This is a genomic window from Corallococcus sp. CA053C (assembly GCF_003611675.1).
In the GTDB taxonomy this organism is placed as follows: domain Bacteria; phylum Myxococcota; class Myxococcia; order Myxococcales; family Myxococcaceae; genus Corallococcus.
This window is the reverse complement of the sequence record NZ_RAWA01000186.1, coordinates 1-18,122: the sequence shown is the minus strand read 5'-3', so window position 1 is coordinate 18,122 and position 18,122 is coordinate 1. Positions and strand designations below refer to the sequence as shown.

16 protein-coding genes are annotated in these 18,122 nt (G+C 69.5%); 12 read left to right on the top strand and 4 right to left on the bottom strand.

Features of this window, described 5'->3' with window-relative positions; translation table 11 throughout:
• Positions 1-381 precede the first annotated feature (381 nt).
• Both D7V97_RS23450 and D7V97_RS23445 read left to right on the top strand, forming a co-directional pair.
• Positions 382-1,806, top strand: coding sequence for a S8 family serine peptidase (locus tag D7V97_RS23450; RefSeq protein WP_120612886.1), 1,425 nt, complete (start codon positions 382-384; stop codon positions 1,804-1,806).
• Positions 1,807-1,864: 58 nt separating this feature from the next.
• Positions 1,865-2,335, top strand: a complete 471-nt coding sequence (locus D7V97_RS23445) for a hypothetical protein (protein ID WP_120612885.1) — start codon at positions 1,865-1,867, stop codon at positions 2,333-2,335.
• A 237-nt stretch (positions 2,336-2,572) separates the two neighbouring features.
• Here D7V97_RS23445 and D7V97_RS23440 read toward each other — a convergent pair whose 3' ends face one another.
• A complete protein-coding gene (locus tag D7V97_RS23440) occupies positions 2,573-3,175 on the bottom strand; it encodes a malonic semialdehyde reductase (protein ID WP_120612884.1) in 603 nt (200 codons plus the stop codon).
• A 120-nt stretch (positions 3,176-3,295) separates the two neighbouring features.
• Between D7V97_RS23440 and D7V97_RS23435 the strand changes: the two genes are divergently transcribed.
• Positions 3,296-3,703, top strand: a complete 408-nt coding sequence (locus tag D7V97_RS23435) for a helix-turn-helix domain-containing protein (RefSeq protein WP_120612883.1) — start codon at positions 3,296-3,298, stop codon at positions 3,701-3,703.
• A gap of 27 nt (positions 3,704-3,730) precedes the next feature.
• Here D7V97_RS23435 and D7V97_RS23430 read toward each other — a convergent pair whose 3' ends face one another.
• The 3 genes from D7V97_RS23430 to D7V97_RS23420 all read right to left on the bottom strand — a co-directional run bounded on the left by D7V97_RS23430 (position 3,731) and on the right by D7V97_RS23420 (position 6,304).
• On the bottom strand, positions 3,731-4,477 hold the full coding sequence (locus D7V97_RS23430) for an SDR family oxidoreductase (protein ID WP_120612882.1): 747 nt from the start codon (positions 4,475-4,477) through the stop codon (positions 3,731-3,733).
• A 136-nt stretch (positions 4,478-4,613) separates the two neighbouring features.
• The gene (locus D7V97_RS23425; RefSeq protein WP_120612888.1) at positions 4,614-5,831 is read right to left on the bottom strand and encodes a PLP-dependent aminotransferase family protein; all 1,218 of its coding nucleotides are present in this window, start codon (positions 5,829-5,831) and stop codon (positions 4,614-4,616) included.
• Positions 5,832-5,833: 2 nt separating this feature from the next.
• Positions 5,834-6,304: an Lrp/AsnC family transcriptional regulator gene (locus D7V97_RS23420; RefSeq protein ID WP_120612881.1), complete on the bottom strand. Its 471-nt coding sequence runs from the start codon at positions 6,302-6,304 to the stop codon at positions 5,834-5,836.
• Positions 6,305-6,570: 266 nt separating this feature from the next.
• Here D7V97_RS23420 and D7V97_RS23415 point away from each other — a divergent pair, with 266 nt between their 5' ends.
• The 9 genes from D7V97_RS23415 to D7V97_RS23375 form a co-directional block, all read left to right on the top strand.
• A complete protein-coding gene (locus D7V97_RS23415; RefSeq protein WP_120612880.1) occupies positions 6,571-7,257 on the top strand; it encodes a TetR/AcrR family transcriptional regulator in 687 nt (228 codons plus the stop codon).
• A 9-nt stretch (positions 7,258-7,266) separates the two neighbouring features.
• A complete protein-coding gene (locus D7V97_RS23410; protein WP_120612879.1) occupies positions 7,267-8,262 on the top strand; it encodes a 3-oxoacyl-ACP synthase III family protein in 996 nt (331 codons plus the stop codon).
• 35 nt (positions 8,263-8,297) lie between these two features.
• Positions 8,298-9,854, top strand: a complete 1,557-nt coding sequence (locus D7V97_RS23405; protein ID WP_120612878.1) for a long-chain fatty acid--CoA ligase — start codon at positions 8,298-8,300, stop codon at positions 9,852-9,854.
• 44 nt (positions 9,855-9,898) lie between these two features.
• Positions 9,899-10,954: an alpha/beta fold hydrolase gene (locus tag D7V97_RS23400; protein WP_120612877.1), complete on the top strand. Its 1,056-nt coding sequence runs from the start codon at positions 9,899-9,901 to the stop codon at positions 10,952-10,954.
• Between the two features lie 137 nt (positions 10,955-11,091).
• The gene (locus D7V97_RS23395) at positions 11,092-13,089 is read left to right on the top strand and encodes a triacylglycerol lipase (protein WP_120612876.1); all 1,998 of its coding nucleotides are present in this window, start codon (positions 11,092-11,094) and stop codon (positions 13,087-13,089) included.
• Positions 13,090-13,154: 65 nt separating this feature from the next.
• Positions 13,155-14,666: a long-chain fatty acid--CoA ligase gene (locus D7V97_RS23390; RefSeq protein WP_120612875.1), complete on the top strand. Its 1,512-nt coding sequence runs from the start codon at positions 13,155-13,157 to the stop codon at positions 14,664-14,666.
• 170 nt (positions 14,667-14,836) lie between these two features.
• Positions 14,837-15,574, top strand: a complete 738-nt coding sequence (locus tag D7V97_RS23385; RefSeq protein ID WP_120612874.1) for a response regulator transcription factor — start codon at positions 14,837-14,839, stop codon at positions 15,572-15,574.
• Positions 15,571-17,010 (top strand): HAMP domain-containing sensor histidine kinase, encoded by a 1,440-nt coding sequence (locus tag D7V97_RS23380; RefSeq protein WP_120612873.1) that lies wholly within the window; start codon positions 15,571-15,573, stop codon positions 17,008-17,010. The genes D7V97_RS23385 and D7V97_RS23380 overlap by 4 nt, the downstream gene beginning before the upstream one ends.
• Positions 17,011-17,056: 46 nt before the next feature.
• The coding region (locus D7V97_RS23375; RefSeq protein WP_120612887.1) for an efflux RND transporter periplasmic adaptor subunit at positions 17,057-18,122 on the top strand (1,066 nt) is incomplete at its 3' end.

The following is an 18,122-nucleotide window of genomic DNA, read 5'->3' as shown; positions in this document are numbered from 1 at the left end:
CCACCCACCCCTTCCCCACATCCGCTGGCGGACAGAGCGGCTGTGCGCCCCAGGGCATTCGTATCGCCCCCAGGAGGGAATCCGTTGCCTTTCCAGACGTTCGAGGAAGCCAAGTGAGGACCGAGACCCCAGAGAAGAGGTGTCTATTGAGGAAACCCCGTGAACTTTTGTCAGGGGGCCGCGGTCAAATCACACGGTTGACCCCGCGAGAGGGGAGAGGGGAGGGCAGGCGATGACATGGCTTTCGGGCGACGCTCGGGAGCCCAATCCACCGGACCCGAAGGGGCTTGTCAGGGTTCCCAGGTGGGCGCGGTCCTTACGCGGGTGCTCCCCTCCTTCGGGGCCCCGGTGCGGATTGGTAGTCCAAGGAGCACACCACCCATGAAGTCTTTTCTCTTGGTACCCAAGGAGTCCATCGAGACGCAGGCCCGGCCGGGTGTTCGCGGCACGGCCCAGGGCGAGCGCGTCCTCGTGCGAAGTACCGCGCTGCGCTTCGGCGGCGCGCAGAAGGCCCCGGACGCCCTCACGGCCCTCGGCCTGCGTTCGGCCACCCTGCCCGGCGTGAAGCCGGCCATCAGCGGTCAGGAGCCCCGGGGCCGCAAGCGCGCCGGGGGCCGCAAGAGCGCGGGCACCCGCGGCGCGGGCGCCAGCACCGTGCCCCTGCCGGGCGCGCCCGTGACGGAGCAGACCGGCTCCGAGGCGGGCAGCTACCGGTACATGCCCCTCATCGGCGCCACCATGGCGCACTTCTACTCCGTGGACGCAGAGAACGCGGCCCGCGGAGAGCTGGCGGAGGAGTTCGAGTTCATCCCGGACGTGGTGCCCCTGTCCTTCCCGGGCCCGGTGTCGGCCGGACAGACGGGGCCGCGCAACCGCGGCATGAGCTCGCTCGCGCAGCGCGAGTGGCCTGACGAGTCCGGTGTTCCCCTGGCGCACGCCCAGGGCATCCGGGGCGCCGGCGTGATGCTGGGCATCCTGGACACCGGCGTGGACGCGGACCACCCGGAGCACGCGAGCAAGACCATCCAGTTCCGCTACGTCTCGCTCTTCCCCAACTCGCCCCACAACCCCGCGCGGGACGTGCGCGGGTTCGATCCGGACGGCCACGGCACCCACGTGTGCGGCATCGCCGCGGGCGTGCACCACGGCGTCGCGCCGGAGGTGGACCTGTACGCCGCGTCCGTCATCGAATCGGAGACCATCCGCACCAGCCTCGGCCGCGTCGCCGCTGGCATGGAGTGGCTGCTCCACCAGTTCAGTCGTCCGGAGAACGCGTCACGTCCCGCCGTGGTCAACCTGTCACTGGGTTTCCCGCTGCAGCCGCCGCCGGGCATCTCCGAAGCGGACTACCTGCTGAATCAGCGCGCCCTGCAGACCATGCTGCGTCGACTGCTGGACAGCAACATCCTGCCCGTTGTCGCGGCAGGCAACAGTGGACCGGACACGGTTGGTTACCCAGCGGCCTTTCCCGAAGCACTCGCCGTGGGGGCAGTCGACTTCGAGCGCAGCGTGGCCACCTTCTCCGCCAGCGGCACCGTGGGACGCCGCGTCGTGCCTGACGTCATGGGCTACGGGGTGAATGTGTATTCGTCTACTGAACGCCGCTGCAACAATCAGGCGTTCTATGAACGAATGAGTGGCACCAGCATGGCGGCGCCTTATGTCGCGGGTATCGCGGCGCTGTATCGTTGCCGTGCCCCTGACTTGACGGCGTTGGAAGTGAGGGATTTGATTCTGGCCAACGCCATCAAGCTTCCCCGCTCGGGCAGTCACCGGACGGGAAAGGGCCTGGCTGTTTTCAGGTGACGCGGTAGTTGCCGGGGCCGGTGCCAGGTGAGCACCGGACCTGGGGGAGGATGTGGCCATGAGCAGGAAGAATGGCGTGCCGGGCGAGCCTGGTGACATAGCGGCCCGGATGTCCTCCGTTGCCTCCGTGCGTCCGTTGCCGGGCAGCGGGGGCGCGGTGCGTCCGCTCCCTGGCTCCGGATATTCCGGTGCCTCGGGGGCGGGACGCGCGTCGGAGCAGGACATCGACGTCACGGTGATGCCCCGGGAAGCCGCGGCCCCCCTGGGGCGTGCGGCGCCCGCGAGGGCCCCCGTGCGTTCACGCGCGGAGGTCTTCCAGGCAGGCCAGGCCGAGCACGCCCGCTTCCGCGAGAGCTTCATGCGCTGGCTGGAAGCCCACCAGCTCGTGGGGGCCGTCCGCGCCATGAGCGAGCCGGGCGGTTCCCTGCCCATGCTGCACGTGCGCTGTGCACCGCGCGTGTTGGACCAGCTTCGGCGCGCACCGGAGTTCGAGGCGGGCACGATGATGCCGCTTGAACGGCAGTACTGATTCCGGCCCCGCTTCCCTTGTAACGGAAGGCGACCCTTCGGCGGTCTTTCCCGCCGTCGCGAAAGTCCGCCCACGTGGGGGTGGGCGCTCCCGCCTGGGAAGAGCCCTCCGCCGCATCCGTCCTGGGTGGAACCGACGGTGGAGGCTGCTTCTTCCTGATTAACCTAGAAACTCGGGATTGCGGCGTCCATCCGCCACTGAACCGGAGTTGGATTCTGCCGTCTGGAATGAGACGGTTTATTCAATACGGCAGGCGTCCTCGAAAGCCAGACGCGGGTTGCGCGGGAAGAGCTTCTGCGCGTCGCCGTAGCCCAGGTTGAGGAGGAAGAGCGACTTCCAGCCCGTCCCCTCGAGGAAGGCCGCGTCCACCTTGGCCTTGTCGAAGCCGGCCATGGGGCCGCAGTCCAGCCCCAGCGCACGCGCGGCGAGGATGAGGTAGGCGCCCTGCAGGGAGCTGTTCATCGAGGCGGTCTGCTCGCGCGCCTCCGGGCTCTGCGCCGCGAAGACGCTCTTCATGTCCCGGGACGGGAACAGCTTGGGCATCTGCTCGTGGAACTGGGTGTCGTACGCCACGATGACCGTCACGGGCGCCTGCATCGTCTTGTCCACGTTGCCGGGGGACAGGGTGGGCTTGAGCTTCTCCTTGGCCTCGCGGCCCTTCACGAACACCAGGCGCATGGGCTGGCTGTTGGCCGCCGTGGGCGCCATGCGCGCCAGCTCATAGAGGCGGTGCAGGGTGTCGTCCGTCACCGGCTGGTCCAGCCAGGCGCTGTGCGTGCGCGCCGCGGTGAAGAGTTGATCCAGGGTGGCCGTGTCCAGGGCGGTGTTCGGTGGGCTCATGCCCCATGGGTACCGACGACGCTTTTATTTTGCAAGCAACTTCCTAAAAGTAAGTGATGGCCTCCAGGTGACCCTGACGGGAGGGAGGGGCGTCGCTATACTCGGGCAGGAGGCGACACGATGCATGACGACCTGAGCCCGCTCTGCGGACGGTTCCTGGCGGCGGCCGACCTGCTGGGCAGGCGGTGGACGGGCGTCATCCTGCGCATCCTGATGGACGGGCCGCGCCGCTTCGGAGAGCTGGCGCAGGGCATTGGCACCATCAGCGAGCGCGTCCTGTCGGAGCGGCTGAAGGACCTGGAGGCCGAGGGCATCATCGAGCGCCACGTCGACCCGGGCCCGCCCATCCGCTCCGAGTACCGCCTCACGCAGAAGGGTCAGGACTTCTGGAAGGTCATCGACGAGCTGGGCAAGTGGGCGGAGCGCTGGGTGGAGCTCAAGCCGGCTCCGGCTCCAGCCCAGGCCCCCGCCAGGAGCGTGGCTGTGAAGGCCGCGCGGGCCACGCCCCGGAAGCGCAAGACGGCCTGAGCTTCCGGAGCAGGGCGGTGAAGCGGCCTAGAAGTTGAGGCCGCCGTCCACGTCGATGGTGCGGCCGTTGAAGTACTCGCACTCGATGATGAACTTCACGGCCACCCAGATGTCCTCGGGCAGGCCGATGCGGCCCACCGGGATGGAGGCCACCAGCGCGTCGCGGGCCTTCTGGTTCATGCCCTGCGTCATCGGCGTTTCAATCATGCCCGGGGCGACAGAGCCCACGCGGATGGCGAACGGGGCGAACTCGCGCGACCAGGTGACGGTGTTGGCCGCGAGCGCCGCCTTGGCGGACACGTAGTTGGACTGGCCGCGGTTGCCGTGCCGGGCGATGGACGACATATTGACGATGACGCCGGGGCGCTGGTCCGTCTCCACCATCTTCGTCACCACCTCGCGCACCATCAGCGTGGCGCCGGTGAGGTTGACGCCGATGACGGCGTTCCAGTCCTGGGTGGACAGCTTCTTCACCTGGCCGGTGGTGCGGTCCTTCTTCACGAGCAGCGCGTCGCGCAGGATGCCCGCGTTGTTGATGAGGCCGTTGAGGCCGCCCATGGCGCCGTGGGCCCACTGCACGAAGTCCGTGATGTCCTGCTCGTTGGACACGTCCAGCTTGCGGCGGTGGATGCCCTGGGGCAGCTCCGCGAGCCGCTCCTCGTTGACGTCACCCACGGCCACCTGGCCGCCCGCTTCGTGGATGCGCTGGGCGAAGTGCGCGCCCATGCCCTGCGCGCCACCCGTCACGATGATCTTCAGGTCCTTCAGCTGCATGTGCCTCTCCTTGAGCGTCGCGAAACGGCGCGCAGGGTACGCACACCGCCCCGGCGCTTTCCAGCGCCGAGGAGGCTGAAACCTGAATCAACCTTCAACTTTTCCCATCCCGCCCCGCGACGCGACGCGTTGCGTCCTACAGCGCGTCGGCGATGACGGCGCCCAGCCGGCGCATGCCCTCGTCGATGAGGTCGGGCGGCCGGTTGGAGTAGTTCAGGCGCATGAACTGGGGCTGCGGCGCGTTGGCGAAGAAGGGGGCGCCGGGGACGAAGGCGACCTTCTGCTCGACGGCGCGGGGCAGCAGCATGGCGGCGTCCAGCCCGCCGGGCAGCTCCATCCAGAGGAACATGCCGCCGTCCGGCTTCGTCCACTTCGTGCCCGCGGGCATGTGGCGCTCCAGGGAGGACAGCATGGCCTGGGCGCGCTCGCCGTAGACGGGCATCAGCGCGGCGATGTGGCCCGCGTAGTCGAACGTGGACAGGAGCCTCGCGGTGGCGCGCTGCGCGAGCGTGGCGGTGTGCAGGTCGGTGGCCTGCTTGGCGATGGTGAGCACCTTGAGCAGCGGGCGCGGCCCCGTCACCCAGCCCAGGCGCAGGCCGGGGGCCAGCGTCTTGGAGAAGGTGGACAGCGACAGCACCACGCCCTGGTCGTCCAGCGACGCGAGCGACGGCAGGTGTTCCCCGCGGAAGCGCAGCTCGCCGTACGGGTCGTCCTCCAGGATGACGAAGCGGTGCTCCTGCGCCAGCCGCACCAGCGCCTTGCGGCGCTCCAGCGACAGGGTGGTGCCCTTGGGGTTCTGGAAGTTGGGGATGACGTAGAGCAGCTTCGGCTGGCGCTTCTTCACCAGCGCCGCCAGGTCGTCCGTGTCCATGCCCGCGTCGTCGCTGCGCACGGTGGCGAAGTCCACCTCGTAGCCGCCGAACGTCTGGAGCGCCGCCAGGTAGCTGGGGTCCTCCACCACCACGAGGTCGCCCGGGTCCAGCAGCACCTTGCCGACGAGGTCCAGGCCCTGCTGCGAGCCGCTGGTGATGAGCACCTGGTCGCTGGTGGTGTGGTGACCCTTGCGGGCCAGGTGCGAGCAGATCCACTCGCGCAGCGGGGCGAAGCCCTCCGTGGTGCTGTACTGGAGCGCCTGGCGCCCTTCCAGGGCGAAGGTCTCCTCGAAGGCCTTCGCGATGGCCTCCAGCGGGAAGAGCTCCGGGGCGGGCAGGCCGCCGGCGAAGGACAGGATGTCGGGGCGCTCCGCGATCTTGAGGATCTCCCGCACCGCGGAGGTCTTCATCCGGGACATGCGCTGGGACAGCCGGTAGGCCGGAGGAGGGGGCAGGGGGGCACTCATAGCGTCCGCGCTCATGGTCATTCTCCGTTCAACAACGCTTCGGGGACACGCACGTGCGTGTCCTCCTTCAAGGTCGACAGGACGATGGTGGTGCTCGTGCGGGTCACACCCGGAATGGTGCGCAGCGTCTCCACCAACAGGGAGTCCAGGGTCCGCGTATTCGCGGTCTTCACCTTCAGGATGTACGAGTCCTGACCCGCCACCCGGTGCGCCTCCAGCACGTCCGGCAACAGCGCCACCTGCTGCGCGAAGCCCTCGAAGTGCTTGGGGTGCTCGATGCTCACACCGATGAACGCGGTGATGTCCTTGCCCAGCCGCGTCGCCTCCACCCGCGCCGTGTAGCCCGTGATGACGCCCCGCTCCTCCAGCTTGCGGATGCGCTCGGCCACCGCCGGCTGGGACAGCCCCACCTTTCGGGACAGCTCCAGCTGCGTGGCCCGGCCATCGCGCTGAAGCATGTCCAGGAGGCGGTAATCCAGGGTGTCCATGGGGCTTCCGACCTTATTTTTATAGGTCCCTTGGGTGAACGACGGTGAAGTTATATGCCCCCGCTTAGGATTGCAAGTCCGTTTGTGTGCAAACGGATGAAGCGGCGCGAAGGGTCGGCTTCCCAACCTCCCGCGTCCTGTTCCAGCGCCTCCCCGGCTGCTGTCCGGAGGCGTTTGACGCTCCGCGTTCGTGTCTGTCTTTGACGCAAGGAGCCAACCTTCGGCTTTTGACAAGGCTGTCGGGCGGGTGCTACCCGTCTTGAAAGATGAATCGACCTTCAACTTCAGAACGTGTCCCCGTGACGCCGCGTGGTCAGCGGACGCGGCAGAAGTTGTTGAAGGCGGCCGAAGCGGTGTTCGGCGAGAAGGGCTACGAGCGCGCGTCCATCGCGGACCTCACGCGCAAGGCCAGCGTCGCGCTGGGCACCTTCTACGTGTACTTCCCGGACAAGCAGTCCATCTTCGTGGAGGTGGTGGACGAGCTGGGGGCGCGCCTGCGCCGGCTCATCGCGGACTCCACCGCCACGTGCACCACGCGGCTGGAGGTGGAGCGCGAGGGCCTGCGCGCCTTCTTCGAGTTCGTGCGCCAGCACCCCAACCTCTACCGCGTCGTGCGGCAGGCGGAGTTCGTGGACGCGGACTGCTACCGCCGCTACTACGACCGCTTCGCCAAGGGCTACGTGCGCGGCCTCACGCAGGCCATGGATGCCGGCGAGGTGCGCCGCATGGACCCGGAGGCGCTCGCCTACTGCCTGATGGGCATTGGCGACTTCCTGGGCATGCGCTGGGTCCTCTGGGAGGAGGATCCGGGCCTGGAGCGCGTGCTCGACACGGCGATGACGCTGCTCAGCCACGGCCTGTCCTCCGGCGCCCCCCCGTCGCGTCCCACCCTCATCTCTTCCAAGACCCCCCAGCGTCCCGCCCGCCGTCCGGCGCGCGGTCCCCGGAGCTGAAACACCGCCATGCGTTACGCGAACATCCTGTCCACCGGTCGCTACGTCCCCGAGAAGCTGCTCACCAACGCCGACGTGGAGGCCATCCTCGGCGAGAAGGTGGACGAGTGGCTCCAGCAGAACGTGGGCATCAAGCAGCGCCACGTGATGGCGGACGACCAGGCGACCAGTGACCTGGCCGTCGCCGCCGCGAAGGAGGCCCTGGCGCGCGCGAAGGTGGATCCGAAGGACCTGGACCTGGTGCTCGTGGCCAGCGACACGCCGGACTACCTGAGCCCCGGCACGTCGTCGGTGGTGCAGGCGAAGCTGGGCGCCGTCAACGCGGGCACCTACGACATCAACGCGGCGTGCGCGGGCTGGGTGACGGCGCTGGACGTGGCGTCGAAGACGATTTCGGCGGACGACAGCTACCAGCGCATCCTGGTGGTGGGCGCCTACGGGATGACCCGGTACGTGAACTGGAAGGACAAGAAGACCTGCACGCTGTTCGCGGACGGCGCGGGCGCGGTGGTGCTGGGCGCGTCCGACAAGCCGGGCTTCCTGGGCGCGAAGCTGCTGGCGAACGGCGAGTACCACGACGCGCTGGGCATCTACACGGGCGGCACGAGCCGGCCCGCCACGGCGGAGACGCTGAAGCTCACCGACGGCAAGCCCGCGGTGCAGTTCGTGCGCAAGTTCCCCTCCACGTTCAACACCGAGCGCTGGCCCATCCTGCTGGACACGCTGCTCAAGCGCGCGGACCAGACGCTGGACGACGTGAAGCTGTTCGTCTTCACGCAGCTCAACCTGCGCACCATCGAAGCCACCATGAAGGCGCTCAACCAGCCCATGGCCAAGGCGCACTACACGATGGACAAGTGGGGCTACACGGGCTCCGCCTGCATCCCGATGACGCTCGACGACGCGGTGCTCCAGGGCAAGGTGAAGAAGGGCGACCTCGTCGCCTTCTGCGCCAGCGGCGGCGGGCTCGCGATGGCGTCCGCCCTCTACCGCTGGACCGCGTAGTCCCCCACCCACCCGCGGTCCGCCAGGAGGCGCGCATGTTCATCGGAGACTGGATGGGGCGGGGCGCCCTCTACTGGCCGGAAGCCGTGGCCGTGGTGGACGTGGCCCGGAAGGACGCGGGCCGCTTCACCTACCGGCAGATGAACGCGCGCGCCACGGCGCTCGCGGGCTGGCTGCGCGACGTGGCTGGCGTGCGGCGCGGAGACCGGGTGGGCATCGTCGCGCTCAACGGCGTGGAGCACCTGGACCTGCTCTTCGCGTGCGGGAAGCTGGGCGCCATCTTCGTGCCCTACAACTGGCGGCTGCACGCGGCGGAGCTGACGGAGGGGGTGCGCTCCATCCGTCCTCGCGTGCTGCTGTTCGGGGACGACTTCAGGGACGCGGCGGCCCAGGTGCGCGAGCACGTGGGCGACAGCCTCCGGCTGGTGTCGCTGGACGCCCAGGGCCTGCCGGGCGCGGACGCGTACGCGACGGCGCTGGGGCACGTGCCTTCAGGCCCGGTGACGAACGAGGCGGTGTCCGAGGAGGACATCCTCTGCCTCATCTTCACCGGCGGCACCACCGGGCGGTCCAAGGGCGCGAAGGTGTCCTACCGCATGGTGGCGTGGAACACGCTCAACACGCTGGTGCATGAGATCCGTCAGGGTGACGTGACGGTGACGCACACGCCGCTGTTCCACACGGGCGGGCTGCTCGTGTACACGCTGCCGCTGCTCACCGTGGGCGGCACCGTGGTGCTGATGCGGCGGTGGGACGCGGACGAGATGCTGGGGCTGGTGGCGAAGGAGAAGGTGACGCTCTTCTTCGCGGTGCCCACGCAGTACCAGCAGTTGATGGACTCGCCGCGCTGGCGCGGGACGGACTTCTCCTCCGTGCGCTTCGTCACCAGCGGCGGGGCGCCCCTGCCGGTGACGCTGCTCCAGGCGTGGCAGGCGGTGCACCCGGTGCCCTTCAAGCAGGGCTTCGGGATGACGGAGTTCGGCCCGGGCATCTTCAGCATGGGCCCGGAGTTCGCGGTGTCCAAGGCGGGCTCCATCGGGCGGCCCAACTACTTCATCGACGCGAAGCTGGTGGATGACGCGGGGCACGCCGTGCCCGTGGGCGGGGTGGGGGAGCTGGTGCTGAAGGGGCCCTCCATGTGCTCGGGCTACTTCGAGGACGAGGCCGGGACGCGCGAGGCCATCGACGCGGACGGCTGGTTCCACACCGGGGACCTGGCGCGGGTGGACGCGGAGGGGTTCTTCACCATCGCGGGCCGCAAGAAGGACATGTTCATCTCCGGTGGGGAGAACGTGTACCCGCTGGAGCTGGAGTCGGTGCTCTACGAACACCCCGCCGTGCAGCAGTGCGCGGTGGTGGGCGTGCCGGACGCGAAGTGGGGCGAGGCGGGCCGCGCGTTCGTGGTGCTCAAGGCGGACGCGCACGCTACGGCGGACGCGCTGCTGGAGCACCTGCGGGGCCGGCTGGCGCGCTTCAAGGTCCCCAAGCAGGTGGAGCTGGTGAAGGCCCTGCCGGTGTCGCCGGCCGGGAAGATCCTCAAGCGCGAGCTGCGCGAAGCGGCCATCGCCGCCGACGCGCGCGCCGCTTCGTGACGCACGGTTTTCCTCTCTCACGCAACGCAACCAGGAGCGCGCACATGGCTGACACTTCCAGGAAGGTCGAGACTCGGGACGTCCCCACGAAGCGGCTCAGGGTGCGCGCGCGGTTCGTGGGCGAGGAGGGCTTTCCCGTCATCTTCGTGCACGGCAACTGTTCCTCGTCAGCGTTCTTCGCGTCGCTGCTGAAGACGTTGCCGGAGGGCTTCCGGGGCATCGCGCCGGACATGCGCGGCTACGGCGAGACGGAGCCGAAGGCCATCGACGCGACGCGCGGCATGCGCGACTTCAGCGACGACCTGGCGGCGCTGATGGACGCGCTGTCGCTGAAGCGGGCGGTGTTCGTGGCGCACTCGGCGGGCGCGGGCATGGTGATGCAGCTGTCCTTGGACCACCCGGAGCGCGTGGCGGGCCTGGTGGTGGAAGCGCCGCTGTCGCCCTATGGCTTCGGTGGCACGAAGGACGCGAACGGCACGCCGTGCTGGGCGGACTTCGCGGGCTCCGGCGGCGGCACCGCCAACCCGGACTTCGTGCAGCGGCTGAAGTCGAAGGACCGCTCCACGGAGACGCCCACGTCGCCGCGCAACGTGATGAACGGCTGCTACGTGAAGCCGCCGTTCCGGCATCCGGACGAGGAGATGCTCCTGGACTCGGTGCTGAACACGCACGTGTCGGACGAGCTGTACCCGGGCAACTTCACGAAGTCCGACAACTGGCCGGGCGTGGCGCCGGGCACCACGGGCATGAACAACGCCATGGCCCCGCGCTACTACAACACGTCTTCCTTCGCGGCCCTGAAGAACGGGCCGGACGTGCTGTGGATCCGCGGCGCGGACGACGCCATCGTCTCCGACACGTCGCTGTTCGACTTCGGCTTCCTGGGCAAGCTGGGCGCGGTGCCCGGCTGGCCCGGGGATGAGAAGTACCCGCCGCAGCCCATGGTGTCCCAGATGCGCGGCGTGATGGAGCGCTACGCCGCCAACGGGGGCCGCTTCCGCGAGGTCGTCCTCCAGGACACGGGCCACAGCCCGCACCTGGAGAAGACGCAGGAGTTCGAAGCCCTGCTCACGCCCTTCCTGCGGGAACACGCCCGCTAGTTTCCCCTGTCGTTTTCCATGACGCGCGGTGATGCGCGGAGGGCTTCCGGGACGACCCCGGTCGCCCTTGGCGCGCCCGCGCGGAGTCCTGTCGCACGTCTGCTGTCGCCGCACCCCTCACCCAAACGGAGGTCCGCATGCGAAGCACCTGGACGTTGTCGCTCACGGCCGCATTGCTGATGGCAGGTTGCGGGGCAGAACCGCCCTCGGAAGCACCCCAGGCGCAGGAGGCCGTCGGTACGGCCGAGGCTCCGCTGGACGCGGACCTGGCGCCGTACTTCGACGCCATCCCCACCTTCACCGGCAACTACCGGGTGGTGGGCACGCTGACGCCGCCCTCGTGGTCCTGGGGGCAGATTGAGTTGCTGGAAGGCAAGCAGCGCTTCCGCACGGAGTACTACAACCCGCGCACGCTGAAGCTGCGTGCCTACGACACGTTCCAGTCCAGCGACTACCCGCTGAAGACGTACTTCGGTTCGCTGAACCAGCAGCTGGTGGACGGCTTCAACCTCTACTACGCGAACAGCTGTGCCACCTCGGCGACTGGGGCTGCCTGTCCCACGCCCGGCCCCACCAGGCCGGAGGCGCGCTTCGTCCTGCTGCACAAGGGGCGGGCCACCGCGGCGCGCACCTGTAACGTCAACCTGACACCGACGCTGCTGGTGCACGGCGCCATCCAGGACGCGAACGTGTGGCTGTTCCCCAACGGCAACGACGGTTCGGGCGGCACGTATGGCAACGCGGCGCAGCTGACGGGCATGGTGCAGGACCTGGAGTCGAAGGGCCGCTGTGTGTACGCGGTGACGTTCGGCTCGTTCCACGGCGACAACTTCAACCACGCCATCCACGTGGCCAACGCCGTCCAGCGCATCAAGGCGCTGCACCCGGGCGTGGCGCGGGTGGACGTGGTGGCGTGGAGCAAGGGCGTGCTGGCGGTGGACCCCTGGCTGGAGAACGCGGCGACGTGGGGCGGCTTCAGCACGACGCGCTTCTTCGAGCGTCTGGCCAAGGAGCAGGCGTCGCAGGTGCCGGCATATGACGACTCGGTGCGCGTGTACGTGCCGCTGTCCGGCCCGCACAAGGGCATCGACCTGAACTTCCGCCACCCCATCCACACGCTGACCATCGCGAGCACGGCCTCCAACGCGCCGGTGGGCCGTGGCCCGATGCCGTGGACGTACTTCTCCGCGATGCAGTGCGTGACGTTTGGATATGATACGCCCTGGTTCAAGAACCCCTACGCGGAGAGCGTGTGCGCGGGTTCCGGCGGCGTGTGGACGGACTACTTCCGCCGCATCTACCTGTCGAACATCACGGGCCTGTCCAGCACGGGCACGCCGGTGTACGCGAGCTCGCTGCAGACGCTGAACACGAACCAGGGCCTGTCCGCGTCGTCGTTCAACTTCGACGACTACAACATGAGCCTCTTCGGCGCGGTGAACACCAGCGGCAAGTACGTGACGGCGTATCCGGGCCAGCTGCAGGCGGCGTATGACCTGCGCGGCACGTACCCGATTCCGGACCGCAGCGCCTCCGCGTGGGACAACATCGACCCCGACGAGAACCGCTACTTCCCCTGGCTGGACACGAAGCTCATCTACAATCCGTACAACCCGTTCTTCGCCGCAGGCTACATGCAGTCGAGCGACCACCGCGTGTGCCGCACGACGGCGTTCGACCCGGCGGGCTCTCCGTGCTTCGCGTACCACGCGGCACGCCTCTACACGAGCGACCTGAACGTGGAGGCGACCGACTCGCTGGGCTACGGCAAGTACCGCATCATGGACGGTCTGGGCATGGCCGCGGCGATGGAGATGGGCGGCAAGTTCATCACGCGCCTGGCGGAGCACGGCGTGGATTCGCGCCTGCCGTCGCTCTACGTGCTGTACGGCACGACGGGCGGGTCGCAGCCGTTCGAGACGGACGGCATGACGTCCACCACGTCCGCGCTGCGCAGCGACGGCGTGCTCTTCGAGACGAGCATCGCGGCGATGACCCAGCTCACCCAGGGCTGGACCGCGACGAAGAAGACCGCGGACGCGAAGCAGGAGGGCATGGCCTACGACCACCTGAGCATGGGCATCACGCCGGCCGTGTGGAACAAGATCTCCACGCACTTCGTTTCGCGGGATTGATGTGAGGTAGGAACCGGAGCACGGGCGCACCTTCGCGCCCGTGCTTCCGGCTCAAGCAGGACCCCATGCCCATCGTCCATGACTGGCTGGCCCGGCGGGCGTCGCTCGCCCCGGAGCGCACGGCGCTCATCGACGCACTCCATGGCGGACGGCGCATCTCGTGGCGCGAGTGGAACGCCACGGCCCACCAGACCGCGCTGCTGCTGCTGGACCTGGGCGTGAACCCCGGGGACCGCGTCTCCGTGCTCGCGCACAATGGCGTGGAGACCCTGGACCTGCTGTTCGCCTGCGCGAAGCGCGGCGCTGTGCTCCAGCCCCTCAACTGGCGCCTGGGCGTGGAGGAATTGCACGGGCTGCTCGCCGACGTGGAGCCTCGCGCTGTGTTCTTCGGCCCGGAGTTCCGCGCGCAGGTGGACGCGCTGCGCTCCCGTCTGCCCGGCGTCGCCCACTGGATTCCCCTTTCGGATCCGCTCCCTGGCGAGCGGGCCTTCGCCTCCCGCGATGCCCTCACCGGTGTGCTCCCTTGCGTCGACGTGGAGCCCGACTCGCCGTGGGTGCTTTGCTCCACGGGCGGTAGCACCGGCCTTCCGAAGTCCGCCGTGCTCACGCATGGCTCCCTTACCGCCAACGCCGCGAACACCGTGGTCAGCTGGGGCCTCACCCAGGACGACGTGGCGCTGCTCAACGCGCCCCTGTTCCACACCGGCGGCCTCAACGTGTTCACCCTGCCCCTGGTGTACGTGGGCGGCGCGTCCGTCGTGTGCCGGGCCTTCGACGTGGAGCAGGTCTTCGACCTCCTCGACTCGGGCACCGTCAGCGCCGTCTTCGGCGTGCCCACCATGTTCATCGAGATGCAGCGCCACCCTCGCTTCGACGCGGTGGACTTCTCCCGCCTCAAGCTGCTCATCAGCGGCGGCGCCCCCTGTCCCGCCCCCGTCTTCGAGCGCTTCTTCGCCCGCGACATCCCCTTCCGCACCGGCTACGGCCTCACCGAAGCCGGCCCCAACAACTTCTTCCTCCCCGCCCATGCGGTGCGCTCCCACGCGGGCTTCGTCGGCGTGCCCCTGTTCCACGTCGAGGCGCGCATCGACGGTGAGCAGCAGCCCGGGGACGTGGGCGAACTGCTGCTGCGCGGCCCCCACCTGGCCGCCGGCTACTGGCGCCGCCCGGAGGAGACCGCGCGCGCCTTCTCGGACGGCTGGCTCCACACGGGCGATCTCGCCTCGCGTGATGCCCAGGGCTTCTTCCGCATCGAGGGCCGGCGCAAGGACCTGATCATCTCCGGCGGCGAGAACATCCACCCCGCCGAAGTAGAGAGCGTCCTCGCGGCCCACCCCGACGTCGCCGAGGTCGCCGTCATCGGTGTGCCCGACCCGAAATGGGGGGAAACACCCCTCGCCCTCGTCGTCCCACGGCCGGGCACCGCGCCCACGCTCGCGTCGCTCCTGGGCTTCTGCGAGGGCCGCCTCGCCCGCTACAAGCTGCCGCGAACGCTGCGCCTCCTCACTGCCCTGCCACGCACCCCTGCGGGCAAGGTGGACCGGCGGGCGCTCGCCCTATCGCACGACGAGGCGTGAATCCCAGCCCCGGAGCCGCCGTCTCCCCCCGGCCGGACGCTCCCGTGGAACGGGCCAGCGGGCGCCTGCATGTCCGCCCGGACATGAATCCGTAATATTTCGTCACGAATCGGTAGCCCCTTGGAAATATGGGGGTGAGAGGTTGACCGCACCTCGCGGAGAACCGACCCATGGAGACGACACCCCGCCCCACCCCCGTGGAAGAAGCCACCATCCAGGTGCTGCTCGTCGAGGACGACGAACGCCTGGCCCGGCTCACCGCGCGCTACCTCCAGGAGCACGGCATCATCGTCACCGTCTCCGCGTCCGGCACCGACGCGCTCGCGCAGACGGTCCGCCACGCCTACGACGTCATCCTGCTGGACCTGATGCTCCCCGGCCGCGACGGGCTGGAGGTGTGCCGCGAGCTGCGCACCCGCACCGACGTGCCCATCATCATGCTCACCGCGCGCGGCGAAGAGGCGGACCGCGTGCTGGGCCTGGAGTCCGGCGCGGATGACTACCTGCCCAAGCCCTACTCGTCGCGCGAGCTGCTCGCACGCATCCGCGCCCAGGTGCGCCGCGCGCGCGGCAAGGTGGGCCCCACCAGCCACCCCGTGCACGCGGGCCGGCTGGTGCTGGACCCCCGCAGCCTCAGCGCCTCCCTGGACGGCAAGCCGCTGTCCCTCACCACCTACGAGTTCAGCCTGCTGCGCGTGCTCGCTGAACGCGTGGGCCGCGTCCTCAGCCGCGAGCAACTGCTCGACCTGGTGAAGGGCAGCGCGGACGAGGTGTTCGACCGCTCCGTGGACGTGCACATCTTCCGCCTGCGCCAGAAGCTGGAGGTGGACCCCCGCAACCCACGCCTGCTCAAGACGGTCCGCGGTGCCGGCTACATGCTGGCCACCGAGGCCGAGGCGGAGCCGTGAAGCAGGCCCGCCGCCTCTTCCGCCTGCCCACCGGACTGCTCGCGCGCGTCTACCTGGTGGGCGTCATCCAGGTGGTCCTCATCGCCGTCGCGCTCATGCTCGCGCGCGACCTCTTGCGCAACGAGGCCTGGCGCAACCGCTTCGACGACGAGCTGTCCTACTTCGTCGACGAGTGGTCCGCCCTGCGCGACAACCCGGCCGCGCTCCAGGCGTCGCTCGACCGCGCCCAGCAGCGCATGGGCATGCGCGTCACCTTCCGGACCGTGGACGGAAGGCTGCTCGGCAACACCCGCCCGGAGCCCGAGCCCGCGCTCAACGCCGACGACCTGAACGTCACCGCGCGCGTCACCCGCAGGGGGCCCCCCGGGTTCATCCCCGGCCGGGGTGGACGCCTCCTGGTGGTGAGCCCCTTCCCGGGCACCCCGCAGGTCTACGCCTCCGTGTCCCTGCCCCCACCGCCGCCGCCGCCCGATGGCGAGCGGCAGACGGCCATCATCGTGGGGCTCGTCCTCGCGTGCACCGCCATCACCTCCGTCATCTTCGCGCGCACGCTCGCGGGTCCCCTGGAGAAGCTGGCCGCGGCGGCCCGGGCCTTCGGCGCGGGACGGCTGGACGTGCGCGCGGGCCTGCGCCGCAACGACGAGCTGGGGCTGGTGTCCGAGGCCTTCGACGAGATGGCCGGCCGCATCACCCAACTGCTGCGCTCGCAGAAGGAGCTGCTCGCCAACGTGTCCCATGAGCTGCGCACGCCGCTGTCGCGGATCCGCGTGGCACTGGACCTGGCCGCGGAAGGTGACGCGCAGACGGCGCGCGAGCTGCTCCCCGACATCACCGAGGACCTGGCGGAGCTGGAGCGCCTGGTGCAGGACGTGCTCACCACGTCGCGCCTGGAGCTGGTGACGGAGGGCGAAAGCGGCGCCATGCCTCCGCTGCGCCTGGAGCACGTGGACGCGAACGCGCTCGTGGACAAGGCCGCGGCCCGCTTCCGCACCGCGCGCCCGAAGCACCGGCTGGAGGTCCAGGTGGATGGCGTGCTCCCCGGGCTGGAGGCCGACCCCGTCCTGTTGCGGCGCGTGCTGGACAACCTGCTGGACAACGCGGGGAAATATTCGGAGCCCGGCACCACCGTGAGGCTGCTCGCCCGGGCGGAGGGCAACACGCTCCAGGTGGAGGTCCGCGACGAGGGCATCGGCATCGACGCGGAGGACCTGGCGCGCGTGGGCACGCCGTTCTTCCGCACCGACCGCAGCCGCGCCCGCACCACCGGCGGCGTGGGCCTGGGGCTGACGCTGGTGCGCCGCATCGTCGCCGCGCACGGAGGCCGCCTGATGCTGGAGAGCCAGCCGGGCCTGGGCACCACCGCGCGGCTGCTGCTGCCGGCCACGGGAGCGGCGGACACACCGGATGGCCGCCTCGTCGCCGGTCATCTTTCGTAATAGAGACGAGATTCGCCGCAACAATCCAAAACGTACAACAAGGGGCATGAAGGCCTTGAGCGAGATGCCGCGGGAAGCGCCGGCCCTGGCGCCGGTGCCGTTGGATGAGGACGAGGTTCGCAAGCGCCGCATGCCGCGTTGGGCATGGGTGGTGGGCGTCCTGGTGGTGGCCGCGCTGGTGGTGCTGTGGCGCGTGCGGGCCGCACGACAGGCGGACGTCGTCACCTACGAGACGACCCCCGCGGAGGCCCGGAAGCTGATGGCCAAGGTGACGGCCACCGGCAGCGTGGCGGCGCTGGTGACGGTGCAGGTGGGCAGCCAGGTGTCGGGGCGCATCCAGGAGCTGTTCGTCGACTACAACTCCCAGGTGAAGAAGGGGCAGGTCATCGCCCGCATCGACCCGCAGCTCGTGCAGGCCGCGCTGGACCGCGCGAAGGCGAACATGATGGCCGCGCGCGCGAACCTCCAGAAGGCGCGCGTCAACGCGGACGTGGCGAAGAAGCAGGCCGCGCGTTCGAAGGAGCTGCGCGCCCAGCAGTTCATCTCCCAGTCGGAGCTGGAGACGGCCGAGTCCGCCGCCGCCAGCGGTCAGGCGGAGGTGACGGCCGCGGAGGGCTCCGTGGCCCAGGCGCAGGCCGCGCTCAACGAGGCGGAGGTCAACCTCAAGTACACGACCATCGTGTCGCCCACCGACGGCATCGTCATCTCGCGCAGCGTGGACGTGGGCCAGACGGTGGCCGCGTCCCTCCAGGCCCCCGTGCTCTTCACCATCGCGGAGGACCTGCGCAAGATGCAGATCAACACCAGCGTGTCCGAAGCGGACGTGGGCAAGCTGCAGCCCGGCATGAAGGCCACCTTCACCGTGGATGCCTATCCCGGCGAGAACTTCCAGGGCGTCATCCGGCAGATCCGCAACGAGGCCATCACGGTGCAGAACGTGGTGACCTACCTGGCCGTGCTGGACGTGCCCAACCCGGACCTCAAGCTGAAGCCGGGCATGACGGCCAACGTCACCATCGTCACCCAGGAGAAGGACCAGGCGCTCTCCGTGCCCAACACGGCGCTGCGCTTCCGGCCCCCGCCCCCGCCGGGCGCTCCCGCGCAGGCCGTGG